General features: G+C 40.1%; 11 protein-coding genes and 1 other RNA gene. 7 read left to right on the top strand and 5 right to left on the bottom strand.

Annotated elements, in window-relative coordinates:
* Window positions 1-11: 11 nt before the first annotated feature.
* Window positions 12-1,490 carry a sucrose-6-phosphate hydrolase gene (locus IGJ95_RS12880; protein ID WP_062806114.1) on the bottom strand — a complete coding sequence of 493 codons (1,479 nt, stop codon included), beginning with the start codon at window positions 1,488-1,490 and terminating at the stop codon, window positions 12-14.
* Window positions 1,491-1,719: 229 nt separating this feature from the next.
* On the opposite strand from IGJ95_RS12880, the gene IGJ95_RS12875 reads away from it, so the two are divergent.
* Entirely contained in the window at window positions 1,720-3,672 is a 1,953-nt protein-coding gene (locus IGJ95_RS12875) for a sucrose-specific PTS transporter subunit IIBC (RefSeq protein ID WP_077151678.1), read from the top strand.
* Between the two features lie 48 nt (window positions 3,673-3,720).
* Here the strand turns inward: IGJ95_RS12875 and IGJ95_RS12870 are convergent, their stop codons facing one another.
* From IGJ95_RS12870 to IGJ95_RS12855, 4 genes are all read right to left on the bottom strand, one after another.
* Window positions 3,721-4,194 carry a universal stress protein gene (locus IGJ95_RS12870; RefSeq protein WP_010734215.1) on the bottom strand — a complete coding sequence of 158 codons (474 nt, stop codon included), beginning with the start codon at window positions 4,192-4,194 and terminating at the stop codon, window positions 3,721-3,723.
* Between the two features lie 71 nt (window positions 4,195-4,265).
* Window positions 4,266-4,553 carry a hypothetical protein gene (locus IGJ95_RS12865; RefSeq protein WP_010734216.1) on the bottom strand — a complete coding sequence of 96 codons (288 nt, stop codon included), beginning with the start codon at window positions 4,551-4,553 and terminating at the stop codon, window positions 4,266-4,268.
* Window positions 4,554-4,644: 91 nt separating this feature from the next.
* Window positions 4,645-4,839, bottom strand: a non-coding RNA gene (gene ssrS, locus IGJ95_RS12860) — 6S RNA.
* Window positions 4,840-4,916: 77 nt separating this feature from the next.
* Window positions 4,917-6,197 carry a replication-associated recombination protein A gene (locus IGJ95_RS12855; protein ID WP_153830542.1) on the bottom strand — a complete coding sequence of 427 codons (1,281 nt, stop codon included), beginning with the start codon at window positions 6,195-6,197 and terminating at the stop codon, window positions 4,917-4,919.
* A 206-nt stretch (window positions 6,198-6,403) separates the two neighbouring features.
* Here IGJ95_RS12855 and IGJ95_RS12850 point away from each other — a divergent pair, with 206 nt between their 5' ends.
* From IGJ95_RS12850 to dtd, 6 genes are all read left to right on the top strand, one after another.
* Entirely contained in the window at window positions 6,404-7,072 is a 669-nt protein-coding gene (locus IGJ95_RS12850; RefSeq protein ID WP_438762047.1) for a DNA-3-methyladenine glycosylase, read from the top strand.
* Complete coding sequence (locus tag IGJ95_RS12845) at window positions 7,041-7,529, top strand: DUF3013 family protein (RefSeq protein ID WP_010734219.1); 489 nt, start codon at window positions 7,041-7,043, stop codon at window positions 7,527-7,529. The genes IGJ95_RS12850 and IGJ95_RS12845 overlap by 32 nt, the downstream gene beginning before the upstream one ends.
* Before the next feature lie 12 nt (window positions 7,530-7,541).
* A complete protein-coding gene (prmA, locus tag IGJ95_RS12840) occupies window positions 7,542-8,489 on the top strand; it encodes a 50S ribosomal protein L11 methyltransferase (protein WP_010734220.1) in 948 nt (315 codons plus the stop codon).
* Entirely contained in the window at window positions 8,490-9,251 is a 762-nt protein-coding gene (locus IGJ95_RS12835; RefSeq protein WP_153830540.1) for a 16S rRNA (uracil(1498)-N(3))-methyltransferase, read from the top strand. It begins immediately after the preceding gene.
* Between the two features lie 231 nt (window positions 9,252-9,482).
* On the top strand, window positions 9,483-11,696 hold the full coding sequence (locus IGJ95_RS12830; protein WP_153830539.1) for a RelA/SpoT family protein: 2,214 nt from the start codon (window positions 9,483-9,485) through the stop codon (window positions 11,694-11,696).
* A gap of 11 nt (window positions 11,697-11,707) precedes the next feature.
* Window positions 11,708-12,154, top strand: a complete 447-nt coding sequence (gene dtd, locus IGJ95_RS12825) for a D-aminoacyl-tRNA deacylase (RefSeq protein WP_010734223.1) — start codon at window positions 11,708-11,710, stop codon at window positions 12,152-12,154.
* The last annotated feature ends 242 nt before the right edge of the window (window positions 12,155-12,396 follow it).

Raw genomic sequence — 12,396 nt, 5'->3', positions numbered from 1 at the left:
TAACTTACCCTCTATTCATTCATTTTACGTAACTTCCAAAGCGTTCCTGAGAAGGCATGGTCACATTCGATCAAGAGTGTGGTCTGTTCGCTTGAAGGGAAAATTCGGGCAGTAGCCGTTTGTTTACCGTCATTGATAAAGATTTCGACTACAGAAATATCAACAAAGATTTGTAAAGACAAAGGTTCTTGTGAAATTGTAAATTCTCTTGTGACACCATAATCTTCTGCAAATACTTCTCCTGATAAGCTACGATCTATTTTCATTTTACCATGCCTGCGATCGAAAGAGAGGATCAATCCGTTATTTCCCATGGGATCACTATATAAATGAATTTTTCCACTTTGATTTTCTTTAAACTCTAAGTTGATTTCGTAGCGATTTTGCTCGGTATTTATCTGTGAGACTGAATGATTCAAAGAACATGGCGGATCAAACCGTAATTGACTCATTTCTTTTACAGGACGTTGATGGAGTGTCCCATTTTCAATCGTCAACTCTTTGACGATACTTAAACAATGGGCCCAGCCAAATGGATCAGTCGGATAACTGATCTCAGGCAACCCGATCCAACTAACTGCTAAGGCACGACCATCAGGAGCGTTGAATGCTTGAGTAGCATAAAGATCAAAGCCTTCGTCAAGATTTTTAAGGGTTGAAGGTTGGGTAAGTTGATTCGTTTCGATGTCATAGGCTTCTCCGATGATGTAAGCATTCGGGTATATATTTTGATACTCCAAAATTGACTGTTCTAAGCCTTGTGGACAAAAGAGCAATAGCGCTTTTCCGTCAATGAATACTAAGTTAGGACACTCGATCATAAATCCCATCGATTGTTGCGTAAATTGTAAAGGACCTGCGTAAGACCAAGTGTCTAGATCGGAACTACGGTAAACTAAAATTTCCCCTTGTTTATTTTGATTTTGTGCACCCAACAATAACAAATATTCGTCTTTATAAAAAATCACTTGAGGATCTCGAAATTCTTGTGTATAGCCGTAAGGTGGCTTAGAAATCAGTGGGGTGGTTAATTTGGATAGTTCGCCATTAGGTTGCATCCATGCACCCAACTGATACGAAGTGCGTGCCCAATTTTCATCACGGACATTGCCTGTATAGGCCAAAAATAATTTGTCATTAACCGGAAGTGCTGAACCGGAATAGACGCCATGACTATCATATGATGTGCTGGGTAGAAGTTTCAATCCTTCCTCTTGCCAATCGACTAAATTCTTAGAAGTCAAGTGGTACCAAGATTTTAACCCATGAACAGCGCCCATCGGATAAGCTTGGTAAAATAAGTGCCATTTGCCGTTGAAAAAAGAAAAACCATTTGGGTCGTTCAACAAACCAGAAGGTGGCTGAATGTGGTAATCCAAACGCCAAGGAGAATAAGCTACTTGTTCCTTTAACAGTGTTTGATACTCTTGAGGCCACGCCTGATAAGCTTGATAACGTAGTTGACGTGTCCATTTAAAATTATTATTCATAAGTACGACTCCTTGTAAACGTATTCTATTATAGAATAGCTCGAACCAGCATTAATGTCAAACGCATATCATTATTGTTGTTTTTTTTATCATTCTCTCTAGTTATTTATTATAAAAGATAAGCTTTATTTTTGATAAACGTTTGACAATTTTGAAGTGCCGTGGCATACTCAAGCTAGGATAACGGTTACAAAAAATTGATGTTTAGATTATATAGGGGGGACAAAAAGTGGATTATAAAAAAGTGGCAAAAGAAATCAATGACGCACTAGGGGAAAATAATATCCAAGCTGCCGCACATTGTGCAACTCGTTTGCGTTTAGTATTAAAAGATCAAGCGAAAGTAAATCAAAAGGCACTAGATGCCATTGATGAAGTAAAAGGAACCTTTGAAGCAAACCATCAATTCCAAATCATTATAGGCGCAGGTGATGTGAATAATGTTTACGACGAACTTATCCAGCTGACCGGTACAAAAGAAGCATCGACTGACGATTTGAAAGCGGTAGCACAATCAGGGAAGAAACAGAATCCTTTTATGTCCTTGATCAAAGTACTGTCTGATATATTCGTACCAATTGTTCCTGCTTTAGTCGCAGGTGGGTTATTGATGGCAATCAATAATGTTTTGACCGCACAAGATCTATTCGGACCACAATCAGTGATTGAGATTTATCCTAATTTAAAAGATGTGACTAGCATTATTAATTTACTGGCTTCTGCTCCATTTGCATTTCTCCCGATCCTAGTAGGTTTTTCAGCAACGCGAAGATTTGGTGGCAATCCTTATCTAGGAGCAGCAATGGCAATGGCGATGGTGATGCCGGAGCTGGTCAATGGGTACAGCGTAGCAAATGCTGTGGCAGAAGGAACAATGCCTTATTGGAATATTTTTGGGTTAAACATTGCTCAAGCAGGTTACCAAGGATCGGTCTTACCAGTTTTAGCTGTTTCATGGATTTTGGCGAATTTAGAGAAATTTTTCCATAAACGTTTACTTAATGCATTTGATTATACATTTACACCGATGTTAGCAATTATCATTACAGGTTTTTTGACATTCGTTGTGGTTGGTCCAGTGATGCAAACAGTCGGAGACAGCTTAACAGCAGGATTGAGTTGGTTGTATCAAACAACCGGAGCAATCGGTTTAGGGATTTTTGGTTTGTTCTATTCACCAATCGTGATCACTGGTCTTCATCAAAGTTTTCCAGCAATTGAAACATCTTTATTGGCTGATGTGGCTCGAACGGGAGGAACATTTATTTTCCCAGTTGCTTCAATGGCAAACGTTGGACAGGGGGCAGCAACACTTGCCATCATGTTATTGACTAAAAATACAAAGCAAAAAAGTTTAGCAACTTCTGCTAGCATCTCTGCTTTACTAGGAATTACAGAGCCAGCAATTTTTGGTGTCAATCTAAAATTAAAGTTTCCATTTATTTGTGGAATGATTGCTGCCGGGATCTCCTCCATGTTCATCGGTTTTTTCCATGTACTTGCTATTGCTTTAGGCCCCGCCAGCGTCATCGGCTTTATTTCAATTACGCCTAATCAGATTCCTTTTTTCATGATAGGTATCCTGATCAGTTTACTCGTTGGTTTCACTACAACATATCTTTATGGGAAAAAACATGCATACCTACTTGCTAGTGAAGAACCGGAAACAGCAGATGTACCGAGTGATGCAAAAGAAGAGGAGGAACGTGTGATAGAAGAAGTAATCGTCGCTCCTGTTTCTGGTGAACTGATATCACTGCAAGCAGTAAATGACCCTGTGTTTTCTCAAGAAATGATGGGGAAAGGAATAGCAATCAGACCAACGGAAGGACTTTTATTTGCTCCAGCCGATGGTGAACTGACTGTTGTTTATGAATCGAAACATGCCTATGGGTTGAAAACAGATGCTGGTGGAGAAATTTTGATCCATATCGGTATTGATACAGTTGAATTAAACGGTCAAGGGTTTTCGACAGAATTTCAGGTAGGAGATAAGGTAAAGAGAGGCCAGTTGTTGGGAAGATTTGATCAGCAAAAGCTCAAGCAAGCCGGCTATGATGATACGGTAATGGTGATTATTACCAATTCTTTATCGTATGAATCAATTACTCTTGTTACAGAAGGCACAGTAGATAGCAAAGAAAGATTGCTCATGCTACGTTCAAAGACAGAATCTAACTAATAAAAAGCATTGAGAAATTTTTATTTCTCAATGCTTTTTATGAAATAATTACTTATCTTCTTTTTTTGGTAATTGATTTTCTAAGTTTGTACGTACGACTAGAACATCACATGCTGCATTGCGAATAACGTATTCTGAAACAGAACCGATAAATAGACGTTCGACTGCGTTGAGTCCAGTTGCACCTAAAAGGATCAAGTCCACTTCATGGTCTTCAGGGATTTCTTTAGCAATGATATGCTTTGGAGAACCGTATTCTACCACAGTTGTCACTTGATGTAATCCAGCTTTTTTAGCTTTCATCTCATAATCGGCTAGTGTTTGCTTGGCCATTTCTGTTGCTTGTTCTGCCAACATGCCATCAAAGGATGAAACAGTTTGGAAAGATCGTGTGTCAATGACATGAGCTAATAAAAGCTCGCTGTTATTTCTTAAAGCAACGTTTACTGCTTTTTTAAACGCTAATTCGGCTTCTTCAGAACCGTCGACCGCAACCATGATTTTTCTATATTGTTGTAACATCAGCATTCACTCCTTCAAAAAAGATACTTGGTTTACAATTCTATTGTAAAGCAAATTCAAAGAAATGAGAATTATTTACTGTCAGGTTTCGTCATTTTTTTGGCAAAACCGATGCTGAAGACAGAGGCAACAGCAATTACGATGACTAAATAAAGTAATGCAAAAAAACGATGATTGATTGCTACGACAACGAGTCCTAGAAGTCCTAAAAATGCGTAGATCGAACCGAAAATACTTAGAAAATCTTGATTCTTTTTATTCTGTTCGATAAGAACGAAAAAAATCGTTTGTTTTTTAAATAAGTAATAACTGACAAATAATAGCAATAAGGCGGCAATCGCCATCAATAAACGAATCATTGTATCCACTCCTACTTTTTCTAAAACCAATCATACCATAAAAGAGGCAGCACCGATAAATCGGTACTGCCTCTTAATAGGTAAAAAAATGGTAATCTCCGTTAATGCCGTTGTTTGTCCTGTAGTATTGATCCCGCGAATTCAAGCAGGTGGGTCCCATGGTCGTCGCATCGAACTACCAAATGATAAGGCATGTTACCAGCTGTGACACAAGACAGGTCCCAAGATATCAATAAAAATGTTCGGTCAACACACAAAGAGGACAATTCGAACATCACAGATTTCCCACTTCTATAGTAGCACATGGATTTAAAAAGAGCAATGTGGGCGCTCAATAATTTTGAACGCTTTCAATGACGGTGGTTATTGTGTTTTTTTCTGCCATTCTTTAATGCGCTGATATTGCTGTCCTAAGGCTTGTTCGTACTTCCCAGTATTTTTAGGTTGATAATACTGTGTATGTTTCAGTTTATCAGGTAGATATTGTTGATCGACCCAAGCATTTTCGTAGCTATGAGGATATTGATAGTCTACACCTCGATTCAATGACTTGGCCCCTTGATAATGGCTATCTTTTAAGTGATCAGGAATTTCGCCTGCCTTTCCTGCTCTTATGTCTGCAATGGCTGTATCTAATGCGGTATAGGCAGAATTGGATTTTGGTGAAAGGCAAAGATCGACGACTGCATCAGCTAAAGGGATACGACCTTCTGGTAGACCTAAACGTTCGGCAGCTAGCACAGCGTTGACTGTTCGAGCCGCAGCAGCAGGGTTGCCTAAGCCAATATCTTCGTAGCCAATCACCATCAGGCGACGACAAATACTTGCTAAATCCCCAGCTTCGACTAAACGCGCCAAGTAATGTAATGCAGCATCCACGTCGCTCCCACGAATGGATTTTTGAAATGCGGAGATCACATCATAGTGAGCATCCCCATTTTTATCATGCGTCAATGCTTTTCGCTGGATACACTCTTCGATAATCGCGAGGGTGAGATGAATTGTACCGTCTTCTTGTTTTTTAGTGGAACGTACAGCAAGTTCCAAGCCATTAAGTGCGCTTCTCAAATCACCGTTAGTGGCACGAGATAGATGAAGCAAGGCATTTTCATCTATTTTAATCGATGATTCTCCTAAGCCATTTTCTTTATCGGACAATGCACGATGAATTGCTAATTGGATATCTTCTTCGTCTAACGGTTTTACCTCAAAGATCTGTGTCCGACTACGGATTGCTGGATTAATCGTGATATAAGGATTTTCAGTGGTTGCCCCAATCAAGATGATACGACCGTTTTCTAAATGCGGAAGTAAAAAATCTTGCTTTGTTTTATCTAATCGATGGACTTCATCAAGTAAAAGAATCACAGTACCGCTCATTCTAGCTTCTTCGGCGACAACTTGTAGATCTTTTTTAGAATCGGTCGCGGCATTCAACATCCGAAAGGCAAAATTAGTTGAGCCAGCAATGGCACTAGCGATACTTGTCTTTCCTGTGCCGGGTGGTCCATATAAAATCATGGAAGATAACATTTCTGCATCAACCATTCGGCGAATGATTTTACCTTCACCAACTAAATGGCGTTGGCCAACGACTTCATCGATATTTTTCGGACGCATCCGATAGGCTAATGGTTGTTGCATCAGTCTGCCTCCTTTAGATTATTCGTTCGTTTATTATAACATATCTCATAGGATAAAGGGGCGCAAAAGGCGGAGGAATAGTCAGAATAGGGCGAGAAGCTAGAAATAGGTTTCTCTAGTTCAGCAATGGTAATCGCCAACTCGTTGACCCGCTTTTTTCATAGCTTCTTTGCCTAATATTGTGTATGATAAAGGTGGTGAAGCAAATGACAAATCAAAAACAATTAGATGAACTTTTATTAAATAAAACAACGGCAGAAGTGGCAAAAGATTTACTAGGAATGTATCTGGAATATGAAACACCAAATGGGCGCTTAGGTGGCTATATCGTAGATGCAGAAGCTTACTTAGGTCCGGAAGATCTGGCTGCTCACAGTTATGGTATGCGGCGTACGCATCGAGTGCGTGCAATGTATGAAGAACCAGGAACGATCTATCTCTACACGATGCACACCCACTTGATTTTAAATATCATCACACAACCTGAAGGAGTACCACAAGGAGTGATGATCCGTGCCATTGAGCCTGTGGAGGGGATTGAGCAAATGAGCCTGAATCGCAAAGGGAAGGCGGGTCCTGATATTAGTAATGGTCCAGGGAAATTAGTGGCAGCCTTAGGTCTATCACCAGATTTATATGGACAGTCGATTCGTGATAGCTCGTTGCGTTTGGTTTTTGAGAAAAAACGGCTACCAAAAAAAATATTGGCGTTGCCTAGAATCGGTATACCGAATAAAGGAGAATGGACGGAAAAACCATTGCGTTTTGTCGTTGCTGGAAATCCGTATCTTTCATTACAAAAAAAGAACCAAGTCGATGAAGACTGGGGTTGGAGGAAACAAAATGAAGAAAACAACAATATTGGATTACCTTGATACAGCCATTGAAAAGAAGATCACAGACTATGATGTGGCGTTAGATTGGGACACAAAAAACCATACGATTGAGATCGTGGTACGTTTATTTGCAGAAAATCAGGCACATTTTGAATTAGATGATGCCCAAGGTGTTGTCTCGGAAGAAGAAATCATTGAATTTGAAGATGGTGTCTTATTATTCAACCCAGAAAAATCTATATTTGATGAGCAAGATTATCTGGCAGTGATCCCTTATGAAGGAAAGAAAGGGTTAGCGAGTTCTGTAGCCGATGCACTGATTGACTACTTGAATGATGTATTAGCACAAGGTCAAAGTGATCTTTTAGATTTTTTAGATGCAGAAGACGAAACAGCTGTCTTTGAATTGAAATGGGATAACCATGTGTTCACACGTTTAGTCGAAGAAAAACAACAAAATGAAAAAGATGTATATCTACCCTATCCCAGCTATTAAGGAGCAACGTATATGAAATGGAATGAAGTCAAAATCGAAACGGCGAGTGAAGCGGTTGAAGCAGTCGCAAATATTTTAATGGAAGCAGGAGCGAGTGGTGTCGCGATCGAAGATTCATTGGACGTCGAAAATTTTAAATCTGATCCTTATGGAGAAATCCTGACAAAAGAAGATTTTACAACGATTGAAGAGGGTGCCATCGTGATGGCTTATTTCCCTGAAACGATCTTTTTACCGGAAATTTTACCCTTTATCAAAGAACGTGTGACAAAATTACCCGAATTTGGATTAGCGATCGGTAAGAACATTGTGACGGTGAGTGAAGTCGAAGAAAGCAATTGGGCAACGGCTTGGAAAAAATATTATCATCCGGTTCGGATCACACGTCTACTAACTGTCGTACCAAGTTGGGAAAGTTATCAAACGACTGATCCATTAGAAAAAATCATTACATTAGACCCAGGGATGGCGTTTGGAACAGGTACGCATCCAACGACTTCTTTGACATTACAAGCACTGGAGTCGACCTTGCGAGGTGGAGAAACGCTTTTAGATGTCGGTACTGGTTCCGGAGTGTTGAGTATTGCGGCGAAGCATTTAGGGGCAAAAGAAGTCTATGCGTATGATCTCGATGAAGTGGCAGTACGTTCAGCAAAAGAAAATATGGACCTAAATGAAGTAGCAAAAGATGTGCATGTGTCAGCCAATGACCTATTAAAAGGCATCGAGAGCGAGAGCGATGTGATCGTAGCTAATATTTTGGCAGATATCATTTTGTTGATGATTCCTGATGCGTGGCGTTTACTAAAACAAACTGGGACGTTGATCGTTTCTGGAATCATTGAAGAGAAGAAAGAAATGGTTCTTACGGCGATGGAAGAACAAGGTTTTGTTGTCGATCAAGTGTTCCAACAAAAAGATTGGTATGCCATTATGCTAAAAAAGCCTGAGGTGGATTAAATGCAACGATATTTTCTAGATGAGCCTTATCGACCACAAGAGCGTTTTGTAATAGAGGGTGAAGCCTATCACCATATGGTAAGAGTTATGCGAATGGCAGTGAAAGATCAGGTCTATTTAGCATTTAACGACCAGATCGCGATCATTGCAGAAATCAGTGAAATGAAGGAGAATGAAGTCTTCTTAATCGAAGTGGCGAAAGAAAGTGTTCAAAAAGAATTACCCTGCAAGATCACGATTGCTAGCGGATATCCTAAAGGGGATAAGTTGGATTGGATCGTACAAAAAGGGACAGAGCTAGGCGCTCACGGGTTTGTGGGATTTCCTGCTGCTGCTTCTGTCGTTAAATGGGATGCCAAAAAACGCAAAAAGCGACAAGAGCGGTTGGTCAAGATTGCACATGAAGCGGCGGAACAGTCGCATCGCCAAGTCGTACCGCAAGTATCTTTAATGGAGACAGAAAAGCAATTTTATGAGACGCTCAGTTCGTATGATGTCCTTCTGGTTGCATATGAAGAATCAGCAAAACAAGGGGAAGCCGCTAATTTAGCCAAAATACTGCAATCTGTTTTACCAGGTACTCGGATCCTTGCAGTGTTTGGCCCAGAAGGCGGATTATCACCTCAAGAAATCGCTCATTTCGAATCACAAGGTGGCATTCTTTGTGGTCTTGGTCCAAGAATCCTACGAACAGAAACTGCGCCATTGTATTTGTTAAGTGCCGCAAGTTTCCAACTTGAATTACAAGCACTTAGCAAGTAATAGGCGAGTTAATCGTTAGGGATAACGATCTTCTACAAAACAAATGTATGAATTTTCCTATTTTCTTGATCCCTCAAAGTGAAAGTGGGATTTTGCCTTTTGTACGGAATTGAAAATCATTGACACAATCGGTATAATAAGAACAATTATTTAATCCTAAGCTATAAAAAAATGCTTTCTCACGACAAAAAATATCTGTTTTGATTATGAATAGAAAGGGGGATGTTTCCCATGCCAAAAGAAGAAATATTAACAGGGCCTGACGTCATTAAGATGGTTAGCCAATACATGGGACCTGAACATGTCGCTTTTGTGCAAAAAGCATGTGACTACGCGACCACTGCACATGAGGGACAATTTCGTAAATCAGGAGAACCTTATATCATCCATCCGATCCAAGTTGCAGGGATTCTTGCAGATCTACGAATGGACCCCCATACGGTTGCCACTGGTTTTTTACATGATGTGGTAGAAGATACAGAAGTAACCTTAGAAGATTTAAGAGAAGCCTTCGGGAACGACGTGGCAATGTTGGTGGACGGAGTGACGAAGTTAGGGAAAATCAAATACAAATCCCACGAAGAACAACTAGCGGAAAATCACCGCAAAATGTTATTAGCTATGGCTCAAGATTTACGTGTAATCATGGTGAAGTTAGCCGATCGTTTACATAACATGCGTACGTTAAAGCATTTGCGGGAAGATAAACAACGACGCATTGCGCAAGAAACATTGGAAATATACGCACCGCTTGCTCATCGTTTAGGGATCAGTCGAATCAAATGGGAATTAGAGGATACGGCGCTGCGTTATCTCAATCCAAAGCAATATTATCGAATCGTTCACTTGATGCAAACAAAACGAGAAGAACGTGAAAATTATGTCAGTGGTACAGTGGAGGATATCCGTTTAGCAACGGAAGAATTGGGGATTTTTGCAGAGATCTATGGTCGCCCGAAACACATCTATTCGATTTACCGTAAGATGAAAGACCAAAAGAAGCAATTCAATGAAATCTATGATCTACTGGCAATCCGAGTGATCGTGGATTCGATCAAAGATTGTTATGCAGTACTAGGAGCGATCCATACGAAATGGAAACCTATGCCAGGTAGATTCAAAGATTATATCGCGATGCCTAAAGCGAATATGTATCAATCGTTGCATACGACTGTTATCGGACCAGCTGGCAACCCTGTCGAGATTCAGATCCGTACCCAAGAAATGCACGAAATCGCTGAGTTTGGGGTAGCTGCTCACTGGGCATATAAAGAAGGAAAAGGCGACAAAGTTGAACCCGATGGGATGACAAAACAGTTAAGTTGGTTCCATGAGATCATCGAATTGCAAGATGAAAGTTACGATGCTTCTGAATTCATGGAGGGTGTGAAAGGCGATATCTTTAGTGATAAAGTCTATGTGTTCACTCCTAAAGGCGATGTGACTGAACTTCCTAAAGGATCAGGACCGTTAGACTTTGCTTATAGCATCCATACAGATATCGGGAACAAAACGACTGGTGCCAAAATCAATGGGAAAATGGTCCAATTAGATTACAAATTGAAGAATGGTGATATCATCGAGATTCTGACTTCGCCAAATTCATTTGGACCAAGTCGTGATTGGCTGAAATTAGTAGCCACAAGTAAAGCGAGAAATAAAATCAAGCGTTTCTTCAAAGGGCAAGATCGAGACGAAAATGTGACGAAGGGCCATGAAGCTTTAGTGAAGTGTATTATGGATCTTGGTTTTGTACCAAAGGAGATTCTTTCAAAAAATAAATTACACGACGCATTAGAACGCTTGAATTTTCAAACAGAAGAAGATATGTATGCTGCGATTGGTTATGGCGAAGTAAGTCCATTGACGATGGCTAATCGCTTGACTGAAAAAGAGCGGAAAGAACAAAAAATCGAGCAACAAAAACAAGAAGCAGAAGAGTTGATGAATCAACCTAAAAAAGAGCCTGAAAAAATGAAGGTTCGTCATGAAGGTGGCGTCGTCATCCAAGGTGTTGAAAACTTGTTGATCCGGATCAGCCGTTGTTGCAATCCTGTACCAGGGGATGACATCGTGGGCTATATCACCAAAGGACGTGGTATCTCGATCCATCGCAAAGACTGTCCGAATGTCCAATCGGATAAACCAAACGTGGAAGAACGGTTGATTGACGTTGAATGGGAAGACACTTCAAATACGAACAAAGAGTATGATGCTGATTTAGAGATCTATGGCTATAATCGTTCGGGCATGTTAAATGACGTCTTGCAGACTGTGAATGCGATGACTAAAAATCTAAACAGTGTCGAAGCACGAACGAATAAAGATAAAATGGCGACGATCCATTTGACAGTAGGGATACGTAACTTGTCACACTTGAAAAGTATTGTCGATAAAATCAAGACTGTACCGGATGTATATAGCGTACGCCGGATGAATGGCTAGGAGGTAGTACCTTGCGCGCAGTGATCCAACGAGTGAGTCAAGCAGCTGTGTCGATCAACGAACGAGAAGTGGGGCGTATCGATCATGGCTTGTTGATTTTGCTAGGTGTTCATGATACAGATACGCAAAAAGACGTCGATTATTTGATCAAAAAAATTGCCCAGATGCGTATCTTTGAAGATGAACAAGGAAAAATGAATTTAAGTATTGAAGATGTCAAAGGAGCGCTGTTGAGTATTTCTCAATTCACTCTTTTTGCAGACACAAAAAAAGGCAATCGACCAAGTTTTATCGCAGCAGCACGTCCGGAAACAGCGATTCCTTTATATGAAGCATTTAACGAAGGGCTAAGACAACGAGGAATCACAGTTGAAACAGGAGAATTTGGTGCAGATATGGCGGTTTCTCTTGTGAATGATGGCCCAGTGACGATCATTATTGATTCTCAAAATAAATGATAAATGAATAAAAAAGATCAGTCTGATTTTGATGAAGTTTCTCAAAATCAGACTTTTTTTATTCTCCCTCATTTTGGCAGCCATTTTTATTTTTTGTTCGTTAGTATTACTGAGATGAGAGAAATCAGACAACGATAGACGAGATACTTTCCCACCGCTATGATAATGGCTTTGATTACTGGGCAATACCAGACAAAAAATTGATCAAAGAAGCCCCTTTCACTACTTTAGAATGCCATTAT

The sequence above is a fragment of the Enterococcus sp. AZ156 genome (assembly GCF_051714165.1).
Taxonomy (GTDB): Bacteria; Bacillota; Bacilli; order Lactobacillales; family Enterococcaceae; genus Enterococcus_B; species Enterococcus_B pernyi.
The sequence above is the reverse complement of the archived record's forward strand: the minus strand, read 5'-3'. Positions and strand labels throughout refer to the sequence as shown.